The organism is Clostridium sp. MD294 (genome assembly GCF_000364165.2).
In the GTDB taxonomy this organism is placed as follows: Bacteria; Bacillota; Clostridia; order Lachnospirales; family Anaerotignaceae; genus Coprocola.
The window spans coordinates 1,508,188-1,529,950 of the sequence record NZ_CP097810.1 but is presented as its reverse complement, the minus strand read 5'-3'; the positions used below and the strand labels follow the sequence as shown (position 1 = coordinate 1,529,950).

27 protein-coding genes, 1 tRNA gene and 1 riboswitch are annotated in these 21,763 nt (G+C 31.0%); of the genes, 15 read left to right on the top strand and 13 right to left on the bottom strand.

Going from position 1 to position 21,763, the window contains the following annotated elements; genetic code table 11:
- Positions 1 to 25: 25 nt before the first annotated feature.
- From C820_RS07535 to C820_RS07480, 12 genes are all read right to left on the bottom strand, one after another.
- Complete coding sequence (locus C820_RS07535) at positions 26 to 202, bottom strand: chorion class high-cysteine HCB protein 13 (RefSeq protein WP_156801469.1); 177 nt, start codon at positions 200 to 202, stop codon at positions 26 to 28.
- A 109-nt stretch (positions 203 to 311) separates the two neighbouring features.
- Positions 312 to 641: a phosphoribosyl-ATP diphosphatase gene (hisE, locus tag C820_RS07530; RefSeq protein ID WP_004038404.1), complete on the bottom strand. Its 330-nt coding sequence runs from the start codon at positions 639 to 641 to the stop codon at positions 312 to 314.
- A complete protein-coding gene (hisI, locus tag C820_RS07525) occupies positions 641 to 976 on the bottom strand; it encodes a phosphoribosyl-AMP cyclohydrolase (protein ID WP_004038406.1) in 336 nt (111 codons plus the stop codon). Before hisI ends, hisE begins: the two co-directional genes overlap by 1 nt.
- Before the next feature lie 10 nt (positions 977 to 986).
- A complete protein-coding gene (gene hisF / locus C820_RS07520) occupies positions 987 to 1,745 on the bottom strand; it encodes an imidazole glycerol phosphate synthase subunit HisF (RefSeq protein ID WP_004038408.1) in 759 nt (252 codons plus the stop codon).
- A 291-nt stretch (positions 1,746 to 2,036) separates the two neighbouring features.
- A complete protein-coding gene (gene hisA, locus C820_RS07515) occupies positions 2,037 to 2,753 on the bottom strand; it encodes a 1-(5-phosphoribosyl)-5-[(5-phosphoribosylamino)methylideneamino]imidazole-4-carboxamide isomerase (RefSeq protein ID WP_004038410.1) in 717 nt (238 codons plus the stop codon).
- Positions 2,754 to 2,756: 3 nt separating this feature from the next.
- The gene (gene hisH, locus C820_RS07510; protein WP_004038412.1) at positions 2,757 to 3,353 is read right to left on the bottom strand and encodes an imidazole glycerol phosphate synthase subunit HisH; all 597 of its coding nucleotides are present in this window, start codon (positions 3,351 to 3,353) and stop codon (positions 2,757 to 2,759) included.
- Positions 3,354 to 3,356: 3 nt separating this feature from the next.
- Positions 3,357 to 3,947, bottom strand: a complete 591-nt coding sequence (hisB, locus tag C820_RS07505) for an imidazoleglycerol-phosphate dehydratase HisB (protein WP_004038414.1) — start codon at positions 3,945 to 3,947, stop codon at positions 3,357 to 3,359.
- Positions 3,944 to 5,239: a histidinol dehydrogenase gene (gene hisD / locus C820_RS07500; protein WP_004038416.1), complete on the bottom strand. Its 1,296-nt coding sequence runs from the start codon at positions 5,237 to 5,239 to the stop codon at positions 3,944 to 3,946. The genes hisB and hisD overlap by 4 nt, the downstream gene beginning before the upstream one ends.
- A 14-nt stretch (positions 5,240 to 5,253) precedes the next feature.
- Positions 5,254 to 5,883, bottom strand: coding sequence for an ATP phosphoribosyltransferase (hisG, locus tag C820_RS07495; protein WP_004038418.1), 630 nt, complete (start codon positions 5,881 to 5,883; stop codon positions 5,254 to 5,256).
- The gene (hisZ, locus tag C820_RS07490; protein WP_004038430.1) at positions 5,880 to 7,172 is read right to left on the bottom strand and encodes an ATP phosphoribosyltransferase regulatory subunit; all 1,293 of its coding nucleotides are present in this window, start codon (positions 7,170 to 7,172) and stop codon (positions 5,880 to 5,882) included. Before hisZ ends, hisG begins: the two co-directional genes overlap by 4 nt.
- A 135-nt stretch (positions 7,173 to 7,307) precedes the next feature.
- Positions 7,308 to 7,772 (bottom strand): transcriptional regulator NrdR, encoded by a 465-nt coding sequence (nrdR, locus tag C820_RS07485; RefSeq protein WP_004038431.1) that lies wholly within the window; start codon positions 7,770 to 7,772, stop codon positions 7,308 to 7,310.
- Between the two features lie 114 nt (positions 7,773 to 7,886).
- Complete coding sequence (locus C820_RS07480; RefSeq protein ID WP_004038433.1) at positions 7,887 to 8,150, bottom strand: PRC-barrel domain-containing protein; 264 nt, start codon at positions 8,148 to 8,150, stop codon at positions 7,887 to 7,889.
- Between the two features lie 295 nt (positions 8,151 to 8,445).
- Between C820_RS07480 and C820_RS07475 the strand changes: the two genes are divergently transcribed.
- The 10 genes from C820_RS07475 to C820_RS07430 all read left to right on the top strand — a co-directional run bounded on the left by C820_RS07475 (position 8,446) and on the right by C820_RS07430 (position 16,662).
- On the top strand, positions 8,446 to 10,767 hold the full coding sequence (locus C820_RS07475; protein ID WP_004038435.1) for an anaerobic ribonucleoside triphosphate reductase: 2,322 nt from the start codon (positions 8,446 to 8,448) through the stop codon (positions 10,765 to 10,767).
- Positions 10,768 to 11,280: an anaerobic ribonucleoside-triphosphate reductase activating protein gene (nrdG, locus tag C820_RS07470; RefSeq protein ID WP_004038438.1), complete on the top strand. Its 513-nt coding sequence runs from the start codon at positions 10,768 to 10,770 to the stop codon at positions 11,278 to 11,280.
- Between the two features lie 28 nt (positions 11,281 to 11,308).
- Positions 11,309 to 11,563, top strand: coding sequence for a hypothetical protein (locus C820_RS07465; RefSeq protein WP_004038439.1), 255 nt, complete (start codon positions 11,309 to 11,311; stop codon positions 11,561 to 11,563).
- Positions 11,564 to 11,746: 183 nt separating this feature from the next.
- A tRNA-Lys gene (locus C820_RS07460) sits at positions 11,747 to 11,819 on the top strand.
- Positions 11,820 to 11,966: 147 nt separating this feature from the next.
- Positions 11,967 to 12,518, top strand: a complete 552-nt coding sequence (locus C820_RS07455; protein ID WP_004038441.1) for a hypothetical protein — start codon at positions 11,967 to 11,969, stop codon at positions 12,516 to 12,518.
- A gap of 476 nt (positions 12,519 to 12,994) precedes the next feature.
- Positions 12,995 to 13,594, top strand: a complete 600-nt coding sequence (locus tag C820_RS07450) for a putative periplasmic lipoprotein (protein WP_004038448.1) — start codon at positions 12,995 to 12,997, stop codon at positions 13,592 to 13,594.
- Between the two features lie 115 nt (positions 13,595 to 13,709).
- A riboswitch (cobalamin riboswitch) is annotated at positions 13,710 to 13,904 on the top strand.
- Positions 13,905 to 14,002: 98 nt separating this feature from the next.
- Positions 14,003 to 14,767, top strand: a complete 765-nt coding sequence (gene cbiQ / locus C820_RS07445) for a cobalt ECF transporter T component CbiQ (protein WP_004038450.1) — start codon at positions 14,003 to 14,005, stop codon at positions 14,765 to 14,767.
- A complete protein-coding gene (locus C820_RS07440; RefSeq protein ID WP_004038452.1) occupies positions 14,764 to 15,585 on the top strand; it encodes an energy-coupling factor ABC transporter ATP-binding protein in 822 nt (273 codons plus the stop codon). The genes cbiQ and C820_RS07440 overlap by 4 nt, the downstream gene beginning before the upstream one ends.
- Before the next feature lie 25 nt (positions 15,586 to 15,610).
- Positions 15,611 to 16,345, top strand: coding sequence for an energy-coupling factor ABC transporter permease (locus tag C820_RS07435; protein ID WP_004038454.1), 735 nt, complete (start codon positions 15,611 to 15,613; stop codon positions 16,343 to 16,345).
- 5 nt (positions 16,346 to 16,350) lie between these two features.
- The gene (locus C820_RS07430) at positions 16,351 to 16,662 is read left to right on the top strand and encodes an energy-coupling factor ABC transporter substrate-binding protein (protein ID WP_004038456.1); all 312 of its coding nucleotides are present in this window, start codon (positions 16,351 to 16,353) and stop codon (positions 16,660 to 16,662) included.
- Positions 16,663 to 16,705: 43 nt separating this feature from the next.
- Here C820_RS07430 and C820_RS07425 read toward each other — a convergent pair whose 3' ends face one another.
- Positions 16,706 to 17,605: a radical SAM protein gene (locus tag C820_RS07425; protein WP_004038457.1), complete on the bottom strand. Its 900-nt coding sequence runs from the start codon at positions 17,603 to 17,605 to the stop codon at positions 16,706 to 16,708.
- Positions 17,606 to 17,778: 173 nt separating this feature from the next.
- On the opposite strand from C820_RS07425, the gene C820_RS07420 reads away from it, so the two are divergent.
- From C820_RS07420 to C820_RS07400, 5 genes are all read left to right on the top strand, one after another.
- Positions 17,779 to 18,153 carry a winged helix-turn-helix transcriptional regulator gene (locus C820_RS07420; RefSeq protein WP_004038459.1) on the top strand — a complete coding sequence of 125 codons (375 nt, stop codon included), beginning with the start codon at positions 17,779 to 17,781 and terminating at the stop codon, positions 18,151 to 18,153.
- 69 nt (positions 18,154 to 18,222) lie between these two features.
- On the top strand, positions 18,223 to 19,035 hold the full coding sequence (locus tag C820_RS07415) for a DNA-3-methyladenine glycosylase family protein (protein ID WP_004038461.1): 813 nt from the start codon (positions 18,223 to 18,225) through the stop codon (positions 19,033 to 19,035).
- Positions 19,036 to 19,040: 5 nt separating this feature from the next.
- The gene (locus tag C820_RS07410; protein ID WP_004038463.1) at positions 19,041 to 19,748 is read left to right on the top strand and encodes a LytR/AlgR family response regulator transcription factor; all 708 of its coding nucleotides are present in this window, start codon (positions 19,041 to 19,043) and stop codon (positions 19,746 to 19,748) included.
- Positions 19,748 to 21,037, top strand: a complete 1,290-nt coding sequence (locus C820_RS07405; RefSeq protein ID WP_004038465.1) for a sensor histidine kinase — start codon at positions 19,748 to 19,750, stop codon at positions 21,035 to 21,037. Before C820_RS07410 ends, C820_RS07405 begins: the two co-directional genes overlap by 1 nt.
- Positions 21,038 to 21,107: 70 nt before the next feature.
- On the top strand, positions 21,108 to 21,758 hold the full coding sequence (locus tag C820_RS07400) for a hypothetical protein (RefSeq protein ID WP_004038467.1): 651 nt from the start codon (positions 21,108 to 21,110) through the stop codon (positions 21,756 to 21,758).
- Positions 21,759 to 21,763 lie beyond the last annotated feature (5 nt).

The window sequence follows — 21,763 nt, the reverse complement described above, 5'->3', positions numbered from 1 at the left end:
ATACGACTTCCCTCATTTTTTATTATTAGCAGCCGCAGTTATTTCCCAACTGATTGTTGTTGTTGCCACAGCAGCATAAAAGCAATATTATCCACAGCCAGGAGTTATCTCCAAAACCGCCATTGTTGCCATTACCACAGCAGCACAAAAGTAATATAATCCAAATCCAGCTTTCTCCACAACCACAACCAAATCCATTCATACTATAATACCTCCTTAAATTTAAGAAATGTTTATTGTTACATCTCTATACTATGAGGCATTTTGTAAAATATTGCCTGTCTAACAAAAAATTTTTTTGTCGTACAAGCTCAAATTTGTGTTCTAGTATGAAATTGTTTTAAATTTCCTTGTTTTAATTCTCTTTTTTGGAGTTCTTCAAATACTTCTTGCCATGTAATTCCTTTTTCTGCAAGCAATACAGAAATATGATACAATAAATCAGACAATTCATATATCACTTCTTTATTATCTTCATTTTTTGCTGCAATAATGGTTTCTGTTGCTTCTTCTCCTACTTTTTTTAATATTTTATCTAATCCTTTGTCAAACAAATAATTGGTATAAGAACCTTCTTTTACATTACTTTTTCTATCTAATATAATATCATACAGTTCAAAAAGTACTTCACTGTTTTTCATTATAGTATTTCCTCCCCTTTTTCATTTCTATAAAAACAAGAACGTTTTCCCGTATGACAGGCTGCTCCTATCTGTTCCACTTTTATCAATACAGCATCTGCATCACAGTCATACAATATTTGTTTTACGTGTTGAAAATGTCCAGATGTTTCTCCTTTGTGCCACAGCTGTTTTCTACTTCTGCTGTAATAATGTACTGTTCCTTTTTGTAATGTCAATTCCATAGCCTCTTTATTGGCATAGCCCAACATAAGTACCTGCCCATTTTGATAGTCTTGTGTTATTACAGGTATCAAACCCTTTTCATCAAATTTTAACTGTTTTATAAAACACATTTTTTTCTCCTTATAATCTAACTGCAATTTGTTTTTCATTCAAATATTGTTTTAACTCTTTTATTTCCAATTCTTTAAAATGAAACAATGACGCAGCAAGTGCAGCATCTGCTTCTCCCTGTGTCAGCACATCATAAAAATGCTGTTTTTTTCCTGCTCCTCCTGAAGCAATAACAGGTATATTGACTTTAGAAGCAATGGCTTTTGTCAATGCTATATCATATCCATTTTTAACACCATCACAGTCCATACTTGTCAAAAGTATTTCTCCTGCTCCTAAATCTTCTGCTTCTAATGCCCATTCTACTGCATCTCTACCAGTATTTACTCTCCCCCCATTTAAGTACACATCAAAACCGCCTTCTGGTCTAGCTTTGGCATCTATAGCAACTACAACACATTGATTTCCAAATTTTTCTGCAGCTTGTTTTATCATTTCTGGTCTTTTTAATGCGGCACTGTTTACTGAAATTTTATCTGCTCCTGCACTCAATATTTTTCTAAAATCTTCTATTGTTCTAATGCCTCCCCCTACTGTAAGAGGTATAAATACCTGCTCTGCTGTTCTTTTTACCACATCTAGCATAATCTCTCTTGCATCAGAAGATGCTGTAATATCCAAAAATACTAACTCATCTGCCATAGATTGATTATAATAACGGGCAATTTCTACAGGGTCACCAGCATCTTTTAAATTTACAAAATTGACTCCTTTTACTACTCTGCCATTTTTTACATCTAAACAAGGTATAATTCTTTTTGTATGCACAGTGTTGCCTCCTTTCTTTTTTTCAAAACAGTGGGCGTGTCCAAAAAGAGTAGATTTAAAAATAATTTTTATTTAGAAAAAAATAAAATAAAAGTTTTTAGTCAAGCTTTTTTCAAAAAGCTTGCGGTGTTTGAGTTGCAAAACGTTCAGTGGACATTTGTTCTGCGACGACCGAAGCAAAGCGTAGACAGCGGACTTTGTTCGCTGGAGGGAACTTTTTACAAGTAAAAAAAGTTCTTCCTCTTAAAAAATATTTGTTTGGACACTCCCAAAACAGTTTTATGATTGACATCATTCAAATTTTTTTACAATTTCTGTTAAATCTAATACACCCTGATACAATGCTTTTCCTACGATAACACCTTGCACATTTATATTTTTTACATTTTCCAAATCCTGCATACTAGAAATGCCTCCTGATGCTATAATATCCATACCTGTTTTGTCCACAAGTTCTTTTGTTGCCTCTACATTTCCTCCAGACATCATACCATCTTTTGCAATATCAGTATATATCACTGTTTTTACACCATATTCTTTCATTTGCAAGCACAATTCCAATGCAGAAACATTGCTGACTTCTTCCCAGCCCGCTACTGCAACATTACCATTTTTTGCATCAATGCCTACCACAATGCTATCTGCTCCAAATTTTTCTACCGCTTGTTTTACAAGTAAAGGCTGTTTTACAGCAACTGTTCCCAATATTACACGTGATACGCCTTTTAACAGTTTTCTTTGTATATCCTCTAGAGAGCGTACGCCTCCCCCTGTTTGCACTGGTACATCACTCAATTTTACAATTTCTTCTAATATTTGCTCGTTTTGTGATATACCTTGTTTTGCACCGTCCAAATCTACTATGTGCAAATAGCTTGCCCCTTTTTGTATCCAATTTTGTGCTGCTTTTACAGGATTTTGTTCATATACTGTTACATCATCAAATTTTCCTTGTTTTAATCTGACACATTTGCCATTTTTTATATCTACTGCTGCATAAATTTGCATTTATTATAACCTCCCAAAATTTTGTAATATATTTAAACCCACATCGCCACTTTTTTCAGGGTGAAACTGCAACGCAAATACATTTTCTTTTTGTGCTGCTACTTGTATTTCTTTGCCGTAATATGTTGTTGCACTCACAATATCTGCTTCTGTTTGTAAATGATAAGAATGTACAAAATAAACATATGGTTCCTCTGAAAGTCCTTCAAACAAAGGACTTTTCTTTTTAATATTCAAAGAATTCCAACCCATATGAGGAATTTTAACACTTTCTGGCAATTTTATAATTTCTCCTTGCAATATACCTAATCCTTTTTGTTCTCCATATTCATAGCTTTTTTCAAAAAACATTTGCATACCCAAACAAATACCTAAAAGAGGTTTTTTTTGTTCTACCACTTCATAAAGCACTCTATCAATACCTTTTTGTTTTATTGTTTGCATAGCATCTCTAAAAGCACCTACACCAGGTAGCACCACTTTATCCGCTTTTTGTATTTCACTTGTTTGTTGTGTTATGACTGCTTTATTGCCCAAATATTCAAATGCTTTTTGAACACTTCTCAAATTACCCATACCATAATCAATAATTGCAATCATTTGTTATCCCTCCAACATTCCTTTTGTAGAAAGTACCCCTTCTATTCTTTCGTCATAGCTTGTTGCTATGTCTAGTGCTTTACCAAATGCTTTAAACATTGCCTCTGCAATATGATGGTCATTTTTTCCCGCAAACACTTTGATATGTAAATTTAATCCTGCATGAAGGCACACCGCTCTAAAAAATTCTTCTATCATTTGTGTATCCATAGTGCCTATTTTTTCTGTTTGAAATGTAGCATCATATCCCAAATAGGGCCTTCCAGAAATATCTAATGCGCATAACACAAGTGCTTCTTCCATAGGCAATATAAAACTACCATATCTTTTAATACCCTTTTTATCTCCTAATGCTTGTGCTATTGCTTTCCCCAGTACAATACCTACATCTTCTACAGTATGGTGACAATCTACATATAAATCTCCCTCTGCTTTTAATTGCATATCTATAAAACCATGTTTTGAAATATGTGTTAACATATGGTCAAAAAAACCTACTCCTGTATCAATACTATTTTCTCCTTTGCCATCTATATTAATATTTAATGCAATATTTGTTTCATAAGTATTTCTTTTAATTACTGCTGTTCTCATATATTTTTATACTCCTTTCTTATTGCAACTGCATTTGCGTGTGCTGTCAGACCTTCTCCTTTTGCAAATGTTATAACATCATCAGACAGTTCTAAAAATGCCTCTTTGCTAAATGACAATATACTTGATTTTTTTATAAAATCGTCTATAGAAAGAGGAGAAAAAAATCTTGCTGTACCTGCTGTAGGCAATACATGATTGGGCCCTGCCATATAATCCCCTAAAGGTTCTGGTGTATAGTGTCCCAAAAATATCGCACCTGCATTTTTAATATAAGGCAACAATTCAAAAGGTGCTTTTGTACAAATTTCCATATGTTCTGGTGCGATGTGATTTGACAGTTCACAAGCCTGCCTCATATCTTTTACAACAACTATCAAACCATAATTTTCAAGTGATTTTTGTATGATTTCTTTTCTTTCTAATTTTTCTGTTTGTATATACAATTCCTTTTTTACTTTCTCTGCCAATATTTCACTGTCTGTTACAAGCATTGCTGCTGCCATTTCGTCATGTTCTGCTTGTGAAAGCATATCTGCTGCTACATAAGCTGCATTGGCACTTTCATCTGCTATGACAAGTATTTCGCTAGGCCCTGCTACAGAGTCAATATTGACTTGTCCATAAACGCTTTTTTTTGCCAATGCTACATAAATATTACCTGGCCCACATATTTTATATACTTTTGGTATACAGGTTGTACCATAGGCAAGTGCTGCAATGGCTTGTGCTCCCCCTACTTTATATACTTCATTTACACCTGACTCTTTTGCTGCTACCAATGTTGTAGCTGCTACTCTACCATCTTTTTGTGCAGGTGTTGTCATAATAATATGTGGTACGCCTGCCACAGAAGCCGTTACTGCATTCATAAGCACACTAGAAGGATAAGCAGCTTTTCCACCTGGAACATAAATACCTACTTTTTCAATAGGACGTATCAGTTGCCCCAACATTTCGCCATTTTCAGAAGGTTCTAACCAACTATTTAATTTTTGTTTTTGATGAAAATTTCTAATTCTTTGAGATGCTTTTTGTATGACTTTTATTAATTCTTTTGATACTTGTTTATAAGCATACTCAAATTCCTGTTGTGTCACTTTTATATTTTGCTCTGTTATTTCAACGCCATCAAACTGTTTTGTATATTCAAAAAGTGCTTGATTTCCTTTTGTTTTTACAGTATATAATATTTCATCTACTGCTTTTTGTGCTTCTTTTTTTTCTGTATTATTTCTATATAATATTTGCTGTAATTTTTCATTGTCACTATTTTTTAATACAGTTATCACTTTTTACTCTCTCCTTATCGTACTGCTCTCATATTGTCTATGATATTCATAATTCTTTTGTGTTCCATTTTCATACTACCTCTATTAACAATCACTCTTGCAGAAAGCGGACAAATTTGTTCCAACACTTCCAAACCATTCGCTTTTAATGTTGAGCCTGTTTCTACAATATCCACTATGACATCTGAAAGCCCTACAATAGGTGCTAATTCCACAGAGCCATTTAATTTTATAATTTCTACTGTAATTTGTTGTTTATCAAAATAATCTTTTGCAATATGAGGGTATTTTGATGCTACACGAATATTGTTCATTGTTTTTAATTTTTGTTTCATTTCTGGTTTTCCTGCTACTGCCATAAAGCACTTTCCTAAATACAAATCTAATATTTCATATAAATTTCTTTCTTCTTCTAATATAGTATCTTTTCCTACAATACCTACATCTGCTGCTCCATGTTCTACATAAGTAGGCACATCGCTTGCTTTAGAAAGAAAAAATTTTAATTTTAATGCCTCATTCACAAATATCAATTTTCTTGTTTTTTGTTTCATTTCTTCACAAGGCATATTTATTTCTTCAAACAATTTCATTGTCTGTTCTGCCAGTCTTCCTTTTGCTAATGCAAATGTTAAATATTTCATTGTTGCTCCTCCTTTACATTAGGCAATATTAGCTCTGATACAGCAATTTCTACTGTAAACCCTCCTATTTCGTCCGCCAAACTAATCACTTTAACAATATCACTGTCTACAAAATACAACACATGGCTCATTTGTTTTGACTGTGCATAAGCCATATTTTTAGCAACATCTTCTCCCAAAAGGCTCATTTCTACATACATACCACTTCTACGATAAGTATTTGCTATTTGTATGGCTGTTTGTCTGCCTTGTTCTGAAAATGCTACAAGTGTTTTCGCTTTTTTCTCCTCTATTACAACACATTGTTTTTGCATAGCAAAAAGTATTTCATTTAATTTTAGCACCATACCCACCGCAGGCATATCTGTGCCATACTGTGCTACTAAATTGTCATAGCGACCTCCACTCAATATACTATAGCCACTATTGTCAACATATCCTCTAAATATAATACCTGTATAATAATTTAGTTGTCCTACCATACCTAAATCAAATGTTACATACTCTTCCATATTATAATAACGCAATATATGATACAATTCTTGTAAACGAGATATTGCTCTTTTTGCCATTTTATTTTTAGTAAGTCTTTTGGCATAAGCAAGCACTTCTAGCGTTCCCACCAATTTAGGCAATTCTATAAAAAGTTGTCTGCTATTTTCTGGCATATCATATTTCGTTACAATTTCTTCTACAGAAACATAATCTCTATAAGCTACACGCATTTGTAATTCTTTGCAAATTTGTTCTGATAACAATGTTTCTTGTAATATTCCTTTAAAAAATGCTACATTTCCTACTATAATTCTAAAATCAGAAAGTCCTGCTTCTAACAAGCTGTTTATTGCCACTGCAAGCACTTCTCCATCTGCATCAGCATTATCTATACCTAAAAGTTCTACACCTGCCTGATAAAATTCTCTCTGTTTTCCCTGATACTGCTCATTATAGCGAAATGTGTTTCCAAAATAGCTAAATCGCATTGCTTCCTCTTTTTTATCTGCAAAATTAGTAGAAGCAATACGGGCAATAGGAGGTGTCATATCTGTACGCAATGCCAGTGTAGAGCCATCTCTATCAAAAAAACGAAACATTTCTTTGGGTTTTGTGCCACCTAATTTTTCATCAGAAAATACTTCCATATATTCAAATGTAGGTGTTTCTACTTGCTCATATCCAAAACGTCTAAAAATTTCTCCTATTTTATGTGTAACATTTCTTTTTATATCACATTCTTTGAAAAGCATATCTTTTACACCCACAGGTGTATAAAGTTTATTATCTCTCATAGCTATATTTTCCTTTCTTTTTACTTTATTACTCTACTTAAATAAAGTATATCGGCTATTATAATACTGTTTTTTCCATTTGTCAAATTTATATACAACAAAACCCCGACAACATTTCTGTCGGGGTTTTATTTGTTATTCATTTGATTTTTCTTTTGCCATTTTATCCAGTTCTTCACGGAATTTATCAATATCTGTAAATTGGCGATACACAGATGCAAAACGCACATAAGAAACCTCATCTAAGTCTTTTAATCTTTCTATTACCATATCACCTATTTTTTGGCTTTCGATTTCTCTTTCTCCTGAGCCAACTAATGTCGTTTCAATATCCTCCACCAAAAGCTCCATTTGATGTACTGAAACAGGTCTTTTATAGCAGGATTTCATAATGCCATTTAACAATTTTATTTTATCAAACAATTCTCTCGTGCTATCTTTTTTGATTACTGTAACGGGAATGGCATCAATTCTTTCATATGTTGTAAAACGTTTTCCACATTTGTCACACAGTCTTCTTCGACGTATTACAGAATTTTCTTCTTGACTTCTTGAATCAATTACTTTTGTATCTTCATGATTACAAAATGGACATTTCACAATATACACCCTCCCTTCCATTATTGTTTTTTTATATATTTATACATTGTATAGTATATACAAAAAACCTTTATTGGTCAACATTTTTTGCCATATTTTACTATGGTTTTACTTTTAACATTCTTGAAGCAATTCTTCTAAACTAGACTCTATCAATATAATGTCATCTCCTATTTTTTTAATACATTTCCAAGGAATATAATATTGTCTATTTCCCCCTCCAAATATATTCCACATTTTCCCATTTTCTACTGGTATAATTAGTGCTAGTATTTTTCCATTACAACTATCAAATTCTAAATCTGTCACATATCCTAGTCTACAGCCATCACAAACATTAATAACCTCTTTTTGTTTTAATTCACAAAAACGTTCCATGCTATTTTTCTCCTTACAAAAATTTTTTATTTTTACAGTATATGCTTATATATCGCCTTTCCTACCATTATTACTACCATAATTTCACAAATGTCATATTGACGGATTTCTTTTTCTATACTACAATATATATACGCTTATTATAAATAGATTGCTATATATTGTGTTTATCGACAAATATCGCCACAACACAGCGATGGCTTATTGTACTTTTTTGTAAGAACATATGTTCTTAATTCCCCAAACACTACATATAGTACAGACAATTACAAAAAGAAGGAAGGGAATTTTTTTTATGATTACAACCATTCAAAAAAGAGATGGAAGACTAGCTCATTTTGACATTAACAAAATCGCAAATGCTATACAAAAAGCATTTTCTTCTACAATAGGAAAAAAAGAGGATATTGTTTGTTTACAGTTGGCACAAAAAGTTTGCGAGCATCTACAAATGGAGTCTCCCTCTGTAGAACAAATACAAGATACTGTAGAAAAAGTTTTAATCGAAAATGGTCACATTAACACGGCAAAAGCGTATATACTTTATAGAGCAGAAAGAACTCGTATACGTAATATGAATAGCCGTTTGATGAAAACATTTGAAGATATTACATATAAAGATGTAAATGATAGTGACATAAAAAGAGAAAACGCTAATATTGACGGTAATACTGCTATGGGTTCTATGTTAAAATACGGCTCAGAAGGTGCAAAACATTTTTACGAATGTTATGTATTAAATACTGCTCATTCACAAGCACACCAAAATGGTGACATACATATACATGATTTAGATTTTTATACACTTACTACTACTTGCTGTCAAATTGATTTATTAAAATTATTTCATAATGGTTTTTCTACAGGGCATGGTGTTGTCAGAGAGCCTAATGACATTGCCAGCTATGCCGCACTTGCCTGCATTGCTATACAGTCCAATCAAAACGACCAACATGGCGGACAGGCTATTGTTAATTTAGACTATGGTTTAGCACCAGGTGTCAAAAAAACCTATTTAAAAAGATACCACTCTAATATGGTATCCTCTATTGAATTGATGGCAGATATACAAAAAGCAGAAGAAGTAAAAAATGGCTTAATATCTTTATCAGAACAAGGATATTGTGCTACTATTGATGAAAATGAAATTTATACACAAAAAGAAACGGATTTACTTTGTTCATTAGGTTTGTCAAATGAAATCATACAAAAAGCACAATGTTTTTCTAAAAAGAAATCTCTATCAGAAACAGATAAAGCCACATACCAAGCTATGGAGTCTTTGATACACAATTTAAACACTATGCACTCCAGAGCAGGAGCACAAACACCTTTTTCTTCTGTCAACTATGGTATGGATACCTCCACAGAGGGCAGAATGGTAGTAAAAAATTTATTGCTTGTTACAGAAGTAGGACTTGGCAATGGTGAAACACCTATATTTCCTATACAAATATTTAGAGTAAAAGAAGGCATCAATTTTAATCCGGGAGAACCAAATTACGATTTATTTCGTTTAAGTTGCCGTGTAAGTGCTAAAAGGCTTTTCCCTAATTTTTCATTTCAAGATGCTCCTTTCAATTTACAATATTATAAAGGTACTCCAGAAACAGAAATTGCTTATATGGGCTGTCGTACCAGAGTAATAGGAAATGTCTATGACAAAAATAAAGAAGTTTCTCCAGGTAGAGGAAATTTAAGTTTTACCACTATCAATTTACCTCGTATTGCTATATTATCTAATGGTAATATTGACTGGTTTTACAAAGAATTAGATAGCAAAATTGATTTAGTAATAGAGCAACTTTTAGAACGTTTTGAAATACAAGCAAAGAAAAAAGTACACAACTACCCTTTTCTCATGGGAGAAGGTGTTTGGATTGACAGCGAAAAATTAAATCGTGATGATGAAGTAAGAGAAGTGTTAAAACATGGTACACTTTCTGTAGGTTTTATAGGCTTAGCAGAATGTTTAAAATCTCTTATAGGTATGCACCATGGCGAAAGTGAAGTTGCACAAAATTTAGGTTTAGACATTATAAGCCATATGAGGCGTCGTATGGACGAAGCTTCTGAAAAAATGAAGCTAAATTTTACATTACTTGCTACACCAGCAGAAGGACTTTCTGGCAGATTTTTAAAATTAGACCAAAAACGTTTTGGTATACTAGAAGGCATTACAGATAAACAATATTATACAAATAGTTTTCATGTGCCTGTTTATTATAACACAAGTGCCTTTAAAAAAATACAAATAGAAGCACCTTACCATGCTCTTACCAATGCAGGACACATTACTTATATTGAATTAGATGGTGACCCTACTCAAAATGTAGATGCTTTTGAAAAAATCATTCGTTATATGAAATCTCAAAATATAGGTTATGGTTCTATCAATCACCCCGTTGACAGAGACCCTGTATGTGGTTATAACGGTATTATAGGCGACACCTGCCCAAAATGTGGCAGAAGTGAAAAAGATGGTATTCCTTTTCAAAGAATACGTCGTATTACTGGTTATTTAGTAGGCACACTTGACCGCTTTAACAATGCTAAAAGAGCAGAAGAACATGACAGAGTAAAACATACAATTTCTGAAAACGGAGAACAAAAATAAATGAATATTAGAATTAATGGTGTTGTAAACGACTCTATAGTAGATGGAGAAAGTATTCGTTTTACTATTTTTACACAAGGCTGCCCTCATCATTGTCCTCATTGCCACAACCCCCAAACACACGACCCCAACGGTGGCTATGAAGAAAATACAGAAAATTTAATTGCTATGATAGCACAAAATCCTTTATTAGATGGCATAACACTTTCTGGTGGCGAACCTATGGAGCAACCCCTCCCCTGCTCCATACTCGCCCAAGAAGCGAAAAAAATGGGCTTAACAGTTTGGCTATATACTGGCTACACTTGGGAAGAATTACTTGCTAAAAATGACAAAGCAATACAAAAATTGCTTCATTTTACAGATGTGCTTATTGATGGTACTTTTATATATGAACTGCGTTCTTTAGAATTGTATTTTAAAGGTAGTTCTAACCAAAGAACAATAGATGTGCAAAAAAGTCTTTTACAACATTCCGTTGTGCTTTGGCAAAAAAATATAATAACTTTTTAAACAAATAAAATAGATAGGAGATGATAAAATGAGTTGTTACTCAGAAGGAGAAATTAGACCAGTTGTTTTACAGATTATTAGAAATGAACCTAGTATAAGAACAAATAAAATAATTGATGAAGCAAGACAAATTATGAAACCATCAGGAGATGATTTGGAAATTTTAGATAAGAGAAATGATGATAAGTTTTCTCAAAAAGTACGTAATATTAGAAGTCACAAGTCATTAGATAAATTTGTTACACATACAAATGAAAATAATTGTCAGTGGTTTCCAAAATAATAATTTGAAAAAACTTAAAAAATAAACTATAAAATAGAAATAAATAATCCCTCTATCTATTATAAATAGAGGGATTATTTACAATTTTTTGATATTATTATAATATCCCCCCAAAATTTTTATATTTTTTTGAAAAAAAGTGTTGACATTTTAAATATTATATATTACAATAATATCCGTTGTGGGTCACTAGCTCAGCAGGTAGAGCACTGGACTTTTAATCCAGGTGTCTCGGGTTCGAGCCCCGAGTGACTCATGTCAAGCTATCATTGTATTTTCAATGATGGCTTTTTTTATTTTCACATAAAATTATTTTATTTTTGACATATCATTGCAAAATATGACCTTATATGTTATATTTTAACAAGCATAATAAATTTATGATAATAATAAGGTGAATAAATTGGGAATTTTCAAAAAGATAACACAAGCGTTTCAAAAAGAAGTAAATAATCAAAAAGAAGAAATTAAGGTATCTATACCAGAAGAATTACCTAATGATATTATATTTAGATATGATATAGCTAATATGAAAAATGATAAAGGATATTATATTTTGACAGAAGAAGGAAAAAAAATAGCAGAACAAGATATATTATTGTCATTGAATGATATTTTTAAAAATGGATATTACAAAACATTAAAAGTACAATTTGAAAAAGAACAAATACATTTTGAGCCAATAGGAAATGAAGATATAAGTGACATTTGTAGTATAATATATAATCCATATACAAAAACAGGAAAAGAAGCAAAATATCCTTATTACTTACGCTTTGTAGTAAAAGATATAATTAACAATAAAGGAAGAAATGGAACATTATCTGGAGAAATACATTACTTAAAAAATGGTAATATAGGAAAAGTAGATGTGGCTTTTTATAACGATAGTTTTATTATTAAAATAAATAAAAGTGATAAAAGTGTCGTTATAAGGAAAATTAAAAAAAGCTAGCGTTTTGCTAGTCTCAGCGTGTCTATAAAATCGACTTGTTCAAACGTATAAACAGCTTGTTCCATCAGCTTAAAAAACTTGAAACAATATCAAGCACTTTTCCTTCGGAAAAGTCAGCCAGAGATTGACCGCCTATATTGGCGATGTGATACTGTTTTCCTCAGGCGAGCAAAGCTCGCCTTGTGGATTAGAATGGAGAGTTGCACTCCCTATACCCTTTGCTTTTTATGGCAGAATGAGTTTTTTTGGCAGACTGAGCTATCATTGCATTTTCAATGATAGCTTTTTTTATTTTATAATAAAAAGTAATACTGTTTTTTTATTATATTGTTATATTACAACATATGACTATTTTTAGTATAAAATTGGTCAAATAGTTAAATTTATTTTACTACTCTATATTGCAAAAATATTTTTAAAATGTTACACTATTTCAGTAACGAAATATATTATTTTTATTAGGGAGGATTATTATTATGAAAAAGTATATCACAATGATTTTAGCAGCATCTATGTTATTGGGAACAGCAGGCTGCGGCTCAACACCAGAAGAAACCACTCCACAACAATCACAACAACACAGTGATGACAGTGAAAAAGAACAATCAGACGATACCACAGACAATAAACAGTCAGAAATTGCTGAATTTAATGTATCCAATGATGATTTTACTACTTTATATCATAATTCATTATCAGATGGAGGATTTGATGATTTAAATTCATTTGATTTTGAAATGCAGCAAAATGAAAACGGTATTATTACATATACTGCTACTACAGAACACAATATTGTTTTAAGTTATACTGTAAACGAGAATACAAACAATATTACATCATTTACTTCAAAAATAGATGTTGCTAATCAAAATAAAACAAATAGTTTATATAATACTATTTATTACACTACAGCAACTACTGTTTTCCTTTTGAGAACAAGTATGTCAGATTTTGAACAAAATCTAAATATGAGTGATTATACAACACCATGCGATTTATCTTTTGAAAATGATGGTGCAAAGTACACTAAACAAATTACATCTGAAAGTTATACACTTTGTGTAGAAGCTATTTAATACTACAATATTATTCAAAACTGACATAACAAATGCTATGTCAGTTTTATTTTTTAATGGATATTAAAAAGTATTGCAATATGGAAAATACTGTATTATAATACAGTAAAATAGAATAAAATATCAATAAAAAGGTGCTGAAAGCATTTGCATTTCAGAGAATAGGGAAATGAGTGTAATTCTCATACGGTCCCGCCGCTGTATTGGCTGAGATTGTGTTTTATAATTGTCACTGTATTATTTTGCGGGAAGGCAAAACACAAATCTATGACGCCTAAGTCAGAAGACCTGCCTTTTTATGTATAAAAATATATCAATTACGAGCGATAATTGGCATAGGTATAGTGTTATTTGTGTGTCTTTTTTGCCCTGTGTGAAAAAAGGCACTTTTTTATTTAGGAGGAAATTATGAAAAAACATTTGAAACAAATAGATGATATTGCTTATCATTCTCCTTTCATAAAATATACTGCCATATTAAAATTTATTTTTACAATTACAATAGTATCACTATGTCTATATTATAACAACATAGTAATTTCCTGTTATATCATTATTACTATGCTTTTTATAAATGTGTTAAAAAACAAAATCAATATACATGACTACATCACTATGCTTTCTATTCCTTTTGTATTTATATTTTTAGGCTGTATTGCCATTGCAATAGAAATACATTTTGAACAGCACATTACACTATATGTCACAAAACAAACCATATTCAAAAGTATTTGTATTATGGCAAGAACATTTGCTGCAGTCAGTGCATTATATTTTTTAACATTATCTACACCTATTTATCAAATAGTATCTGTATTTCAAAAACTTCATGTACCTAAAATACTAACAGAGTTAATGTATATCACATATCGCTATTTATTTATACTAGCAGAAATACAACATCAGCTTAAAATTGCCTCTATGGCAAGACTAGGTTATTGTGACTTTAAAACATCAATCAAAACATTTTCAAGCTGCATTACCAATTTATTATTACTATCACTTCAAAAAGCACAACAGCATTATAAAGCTATGGAAGCAAGATGTTATACAGGTGAATTACTTTTTTTACAGCAAGAGCAATGCCATAACAATGCCATAACAATAAAAGGAGTTATTTATATTTTAAGCATAGTATTATTAAATATTGTTTTGAAGGGAAAAGCATTATGAAACAATTACAATTACAACTCAAACAACTATACTACAGCTATGACGGAAAAAATCAAACACTGAAAAATATCAATATAGATATTTTTAAAGGAGAAAAAATAGCGATATTAGGAGCAAATGGTGCAGGAAAATCTACATTATTTATTTGCATGAATGGAGTAATAACACCTGATAGAGGCGAAATATTTCTAGAAGGAAAAAAAATCACCAAAAAAAATAAAATAGAATTGACAAAAAATGTTGCATTTGTATTTCAGCAGCCAGATAATCAAATCATTGCTCCTACTGTATTATCAGAAATTTCATTTGGTGCAATGAATTTAAAGCTTACACAACAGCAGGTATTAAAAAGGACACATCAAGCAATGGAATATATGAATTTAAAATCACTTCAAAACAGAGCCACACATACATTAAGCGGAGGAGAAAAAAAAAGAGTAACCATTGCAGACAGTATTGTAATGCAGCCAAGTATCTATTTATTTGATGAACCTACTACTGCACTAGATGCACTTCATCAAAAAATGTTAGAAGATGTGCTTGAAAAACTTTCTAAACAGCAAAAAACAATATTACTTTCTACTCATGATGTAGATTTTGCCTACCGTTTTGCACAAAGAGTTATTTTATTTTACAAAGGAGAAATTATAGCAGATGATACAGCAGAAAATGTATTTTGCAACAATGATGTGCTTTCAAAATCCCATTTAAAACAGCCTACACTTTTGCAAATACAGCATATGTTGTTACAAAAAGGAATACTAAAAAAATGTGATACATTTGCAAAAAATATACAGCAACTTGAAAAATTGCTATAACTACATACAGAAAGAGAGGAATATTATGAAAAAAATACTGTTTTTTATTATTACATTTTCAGCAATATTTGGTATTTTGTCAACTACCCATGCTATGCACATTATGGAAGGCTATTTAGCACCTTCTCACTGTATTGCATGGGGTATTGTATCACTTCCTTTTTTGTTTTTAGGATTTTATCGCATACAAAAAATACTAGAGCATGACAGAAAAAATGTCACACTACTTGCTATGGCAGCTGCATTTATATTTGTGATTTCTTCTTTAAAAATACCCTCTGTAACAGGAAGCTGTTCTCACATGACAGGCACAGCACTAGGAGCAATACTGTTTGGTGCATCTCCTGTTTCAGTATTAGGCATTATAGTGCTTTTATTTCAAGCGATACTTTTGGCACATGGCGGACTAACTACACTAGGAGCAAATATATTTTCTATGGCAATCGCAGGGCCATTTTTGTCCTATGCAGCATACAAAATAGCCCAAAAGTGTCATTTTAATGTAAAAGTTAGTGTATTTATTGCAGCATTTTTAGGTGACTTTTTTACTTACTGTGTTACAAGTATACAGCTCGGTATTGCTTATCCTTCTGTGGAAGGTGGCATTGCAGCATCTATACTCAAATTTTTAGGTGTTTTTGCCCCTACACAGCTCCCTCTTGCTATAATAGAAGGCATACTTACTGTAATGATTATTATTGTATTACAAACATATGCTTTACCAGAAATGAAATTAATTGGTTTTGAAAAGGAGGTGTAATACTTATGACTTCCAAAAACAAAAAAATGATAGCAATATTATCACTTATTGTAATACTAATGGCATTTTTACCCTTTTTAACATTAAAACAATCAGAATTTGGAGGTTCTGACGACGCAGGCAGTGCTATGATAGAACAAATAGCAGTAGAATATGAGCCTTGGTTTACTCCTGTATTAGAAAAATGGCTTGGAAAAGAAATACCTGGCGAAATAGAAAGTCTTTTATTTTGTTTGCAAACAGCTATAGGCGTAGGTATTATTGCATTTTATATAGGGCGTTTTGTAGAAAGAAAAAAATGGCAAAATAACAAATAGTATTGCATAAAAAGTGTGCCAAATGCTGGCACACTTTATTCTATTACAAATGTTTTAAATTTTTTCTATATTCTTTTAATTCTTTTTCACTTACATTTTTTATAATTTGTTCTAGCAATGTAATGACTTTTTGTTTCTCTTTTGGCAGTGTACTTTGTATAGGTATGGCATTAGAAGCCCCCAAAGCTGCAAAACAAACATCAATATGTATATTTTCTACAAGTGTTTTTAGCTCATTATATTTTTCTATTTCCGTTTGTTCTTTCCAATTTCCTTTTTTTATTTCTTTATAAAGTTCTGAATTACTATAAACAGTAAGCATATTTGCAACAATTATTTTAGGAGAAAGCTGATTACATATTTGAGCAGTTGCTTTTGCATTTTGTTGTCCTTTTCCCTCACCAGCTATGCCTGCCAAATAAAAAAAGTGATAGCTAATATTTGCTTTTTCTAATCTTTTACACTGTTCAACAATATCATTTGAAACATAGCCTTTATTCATAAATGTCAATGCTTCATCATAGCCTGTTTCAATGCCTATTGTAATGCCATCATATCCTACAGAACGCAGTTTTAAAAGTTCTTGTTCTGTTTTTAGAGCAATATCTGTTATTCTTGAAAAACAGCCTATTGTTTCATTTGTAGCAATATGTTTTTTTATACTATTTGCAATTTCTATTAGTTTTGAAGCTTTTAATGCAAAAGGATTTGCTCCTGTTAAAAAAGTCCTTTTTATAGTACTATTTTTGTAAAGTTGCAACTGTTGTTTTACTTCTTCTAAATCCTGTTGTATATTTTCAATAGGCGACATTTTAAATAAAAATGGTAAATCATTATAAAGTGTACAAAATTTGCATTTGTGGTGTGTACAACCTGCTGTTACTTCTAAAAGTAGTGAATTTGCTTCATAAGGTGGTCGCCATATTGTTCCAGTATAGTGCATAACTATCTCTCCTTTACTGATTTTGTTATTACTAAAATAGAACAATATTTTATATTATTCAAGTACTGTCTTTTTTTAGTATTAGTATCTTTTTTCATACCAAATACTATAAAAAACACTATATTGTGTTTTAAAGCAGTTTGGAATATACTTTTAAAAAAGGAGGCTATTTTATGTCAGAAAACAAATTTAGCAATCAAAACGGCACCACAATATGTATCCCTATGAGCAAACTACAATCTGTAATAGGAGGAAAATGGAAAATTTTAATACTATGGTATATTTCTTATTATAAAGTACAACGTTTTGGACAACTACTTCATAGGCTGGAAGGCATTACACAATCTACACTTACAAAACAATTAAGAGAACTAGAACATGACGGATTTATTCACAGAGAAATTTACAAACAAATTCCTCCCAAAGTAGAATATTCTCTTACTCCTTTTGGAGAAAAATTTATACCCGTTTTACAAACAATGTTAAAATGGAGTGAGCAATATTTATGCCCTTATGACAGCAATGTAGAAACAGAACAACTATTTTAACACATTTTTATACTATATTTTAATACTATTTTGTTGTAAAATATATGCTGTTAGGAGGTTAAAAACACTATGATAAAAATGATGTTAGAAAATTTTTCACTAGAAAAAATAAGTCTGTCTGGTCAGTGCTTTCGTTTTAAAAAATTAGCTGAAAACAAATATTGTGTTATAGCATTTGGACACTATTTAGAAATGGAACAATATGGCAATGAAGTAATATTTCATTGTTCTGAAAAACAGTATAAACAAATATGGCATAATTATTTTGACTTAGATAATGACTATTCTAAATATATGTCATCTATACCAGCCACAGACAGCTATTTAACAAAAGCTATGTCATTTGGTAAAGGCATTGTAATATTAAATCAGGATATTTGGGAAACTATACTTTCTTTTGTAATTTCTCAGCAAAACAACATCAAAAGAATACAACACATTATAGAATTGTTATGTCAAAAATATGGTGAGAAAAAAACAGCACAAAACGGTACAATATATTATACATTTCCCACAGTACAGTCTTTACAATATGTCACAGAACAACAATTTAAAAACTGTAATTTAGGGTATAGAAGTAAATTTGTTGTCAAAATTGTAAATGACATATTACAAAAAAAATGTGATATAGCATATTTAAAAAGCTGTGATTATACACAGTGCAAAACAGAATTGATGAAATTATATGGCATAGGAGAAAAAGTAGCAGATTGTATTTGTCTTTTTGGACTACATCATCTCAATGCCTTTCCTATAGATACCCATATTAAAAAAGTGCTTCAAAACCATTATGCACAAGGTTTTCCCTTTTCACAATATAAAGGTTATGAGGGAGTAATACAACAATATTTATTTTATTATGACTTATACAACAAGGACTGAATAATATGATACGTATTGCAATTTGTGATGACGAAAAAATAATGTGTGACACATTACAAAAAAATATAGCAGAAATACTTCAAAATACCTCCACAACATACTCCATTGACTGCTACACAAATGCAGAACAATTTTACGCAGTATGTCAACAATATCATTTGCTTTTTTTAGATATAGATATGCCAAATTGTAATGGTGTCACACTAGCAAAAAATATCAGAAAAAATCAAATACATTGTGAAATTATATTTGTTACAATATTAAAAGAATATGTATTAAATGCTTTTGAAGTAGAAGCACTAGACTATATTTATAAACCCATAGATACGCAAAGGCTTCAAAATGCCCTAAAAAGAGCTATCAAAAAATTACAAAAACAGCAACAAAAATTTCTTTTGATACAAACAAAATACATCACACAAAATATCAATATTTCACAAATATACTATATAGAAGTCATAAATAGAAAAATATATGTACATACACAACACGACACCATAGAATACTATAGCAAACTAGAGCAAGTACAAAAACAACTTGATGAACGTTTTATAAAATGCCACAGAAGTTATATTGTAAATATGGACTATTTTTATCAATATCAAAACAATATGATTACACTTCAAAATGGTCAAACAGTTCCTGTATCTCGCCTTAGACAAAAAGAACTGCTTTATGCTATGCTGCAATATATGAAAGGAGAACAACAATAATGTATGCTTTATTGTCTAATACTTTGTATTATATTGTAACACCTGTATTATTTTATTTCTTTTTTTGTCTGTACTGTGGTATTCGTTTTGATTACAAACATTGCTTTTGTTATGTACTCTGTTGTGCTTTGCTTTTTCACATAGAATTACAATATTACAATTCTTTTTTTACTATGCTACTGGAATTATTGCTTTTAGCACTTTATGGTAATATTGTTTCAAAATGTCCTTTTTACAAATCAATACTCATTTCAGTACTGATACATTCTATACATAGTATATGCAATGGACTAATGCAGATGGCTTTTTTTTGGTTGCTCTCAAAAAATCCTATCACTCAGCTTATGCAATATGGTGATGTGATTTCTATATTAATGACATCATTTTTAGCTGTTTTACTATTGCTAGTATTTTTAAAATACTTTGACCAGAATATGACAGTAAACAGTTTCTCGTTTTTGATTATGATATTGCCTGTATTTTTTATATCTTTTGTAGAAAGAATTATCAGCAACAATATATACGGTAATACTATAGTATGGAATAGCAATAAGGGTATTGTATTTCCTGTAGTCAATCATACCACAATATTATTATTGCAGTTATTTGCATTGGTATGTCTTTTTACATCACTTATTGCTTATCAAAATATCAAAAAATCTATTTATTCACAACAAACAATACAGCTATTAAAACAGCAATATCATTTTCAACAAAATTATATACAAGAGGCTCAAATGCGATATGAAAAAACACGTTCTTTTCGACATGACATCAAAAATCATATCACAGTACTTTCGGAACTGCTCAAACAAAATTTATCTGAACAGGCATATCAATATTTATACCATATGGAAGAACTTTCACAAAATTTATCATTTACAGTACAGACAGGAAATGTTGTAGTAAATGCCCTTTTAAGTAGTAAATTTTCTTTAGCAAAACAACATCATATTACTATAGAATGTGATTTAAAAATACCTGATGACATAAAAGAAATTGATTGTTGTATTGTACTTTCAAATGCTATTGACAATGCCATTACAGAAAGTACCACTATACCACAAACACAACACAGATTTATTACTGTCAAAAGCAATCAAAAAGGGAATATTTATATGTTATCTATTCAAAATAAATGTCATAAAGGTATGACAGCTATACCAGATATGGGTATAGGACTTAAAAATATAAAATCTATTTGCGAAAAATATAATGGAACAATGCAAATAGAATTACACAATGAAATTTATCATATCAGTATGCTTTTTATCATTTCACAACAGTAAAACGACATTACACAGCAAAAATATTGTAATATCAAACAAATACTCTATACTAAATATAGAGGTGATGTTTGTGAATATAAATAATATAAGTCCATCTATGCCTAGTGTAGGCGGAGATAGTAGCGACAAATTAAAATCATTAGAACAAAAATTGCAGCAATTAGAAACAGAAAAACAAAAAGCAATACAATCTAAAGACAAAGAAAAAGAAGAAAAAATCAAAAAACAAATAGAGAAAATACAAAAACAAATACAGGAAATCAAACAAACACAGCAAAAAGGGCAAGAAAGCCGCAATACTTCTTCTGATGACATAAAAAAAAGAGTTGATACCTATGAAGCACAACCGCCGCAACAATCGGCGGGAGTGTATCAAGTTACTCACGATGAAAATGGTCAGAAAATTATTCAAGTAGATAAGAGTTGTGAAACTGCACAGGGACAACCTAAAGCCAAGCCCCAGGACGAGAGCGAAAAACCTAATATTGTAAAGACTACTGTAAACACAGATAAAGTAGATAAGGAGATTGAGAAGTTAAAGCAAACACAAACACAGCTTGAACAGAAAGTTGCGGCGGCAAAGGAACCAAAGGAAAAAGAGAAATTAGAGGCACAGCTTGTACAAGTAAATGCTGAACTCAAAGCGAAAGACAATGACACATACCGTCAGCAACACATGGAAATAACGGAACAAAAAGTGGTTTCAAAAGTTGGCGAATAAATTTC

What these genes read in the sequence shown, in the direction of transcription:
- C820_RS07535 (WP_156801469.1), bottom strand. Translation starts at nt 202, where the DNA reads ATGAATGGATTTGGTTGTGGTTGTGGAGAAAGCTGGATTTGGATTATA.
- hisE (WP_004038404.1), bottom strand. Translation starts at nt 641, where the DNA reads ATGAAAAACAGTGAAGTACTTTTTGAACTGTATGATATTATATTAGAT.
- hisI (WP_004038406.1), bottom strand. Translation starts at nt 976, where the DNA reads ATGTGTTTTATAAAACAGTTAAAATTTGATGAAAAGGGTTTGATACCT.
- hisA (WP_004038410.1), bottom strand. Translation starts at nt 2,753, where the DNA reads ATGCAAATTTATGCAGCAGTAGATATAAAAAATGGCAAATGTGTCAGA.
- hisH (WP_004038412.1), bottom strand. Translation starts at nt 3,353, where the DNA reads ATGATTGCAATTATTGATTATGGTATGGGTAATTTGAGAAGTGTTCAA.
- hisB (WP_004038414.1), bottom strand. Translation starts at nt 3,947, where the DNA reads ATGAGAACAGCAGTAATTAAAAGAAATACTTATGAAACAAATATTGCA.
- hisG (WP_004038418.1), bottom strand. Translation starts at nt 5,883, where the DNA reads ATGAAATATTTAACATTTGCATTAGCAAAAGGAAGACTGGCAGAACAG.
- hisZ (WP_004038430.1), bottom strand. Translation starts at nt 7,172, where the DNA reads ATGAGAGATAATAAACTTTATACACCTGTGGGTGTAAAAGATATGCTT.
- C820_RS07480 (WP_004038433.1), bottom strand. Translation starts at nt 8,150, where the DNA reads ATGGAACGTTTTTGTGAATTAAAACAAAAAGAGGTTATTAATGTTTGT.
- C820_RS07475 (WP_004038435.1), top strand. Translation starts at nt 8,446, where the DNA reads ATGATTACAACCATTCAAAAAAGAGATGGAAGACTAGCTCATTTTGAC.
- nrdG (WP_004038438.1), top strand. Translation starts at nt 10,768, where the DNA reads ATGAATATTAGAATTAATGGTGTTGTAAACGACTCTATAGTAGATGGA.
- C820_RS07465 (WP_004038439.1), top strand. Translation starts at nt 11,309, where the DNA reads ATGAGTTGTTACTCAGAAGGAGAAATTAGACCAGTTGTTTTACAGATT.
- C820_RS07450 (WP_004038448.1), top strand. Translation starts at nt 12,995, where the DNA reads ATGAAAAAGTATATCACAATGATTTTAGCAGCATCTATGTTATTGGGA.
- cbiQ (WP_004038450.1), top strand. Translation starts at nt 14,003, where the DNA reads ATGAAAAAACATTTGAAACAAATAGATGATATTGCTTATCATTCTCCT.
- C820_RS07440 (WP_004038452.1), top strand. Translation starts at nt 14,764, where the DNA reads ATGAAACAATTACAATTACAACTCAAACAACTATACTACAGCTATGAC.
- C820_RS07435 (WP_004038454.1), top strand. Translation starts at nt 15,611, where the DNA reads ATGAAAAAAATACTGTTTTTTATTATTACATTTTCAGCAATATTTGGT.
- C820_RS07430 (WP_004038456.1), top strand. Translation starts at nt 16,351, where the DNA reads ATGACTTCCAAAAACAAAAAAATGATAGCAATATTATCACTTATTGTA.
- C820_RS07425 (WP_004038457.1), bottom strand. Translation starts at nt 17,605, where the DNA reads ATGCACTATACTGGAACAATATGGCGACCACCTTATGAAGCAAATTCA.
- C820_RS07420 (WP_004038459.1), top strand. Translation starts at nt 17,779, where the DNA reads ATGTCAGAAAACAAATTTAGCAATCAAAACGGCACCACAATATGTATC.
- C820_RS07415 (WP_004038461.1), top strand. Translation starts at nt 18,223, where the DNA reads ATGATAAAAATGATGTTAGAAAATTTTTCACTAGAAAAAATAAGTCTG.
- C820_RS07410 (WP_004038463.1), top strand. Translation starts at nt 19,041, where the DNA reads ATGATACGTATTGCAATTTGTGATGACGAAAAAATAATGTGTGACACA.
- C820_RS07405 (WP_004038465.1), top strand. Translation starts at nt 19,748, where the DNA reads ATGTATGCTTTATTGTCTAATACTTTGTATTATATTGTAACACCTGTA.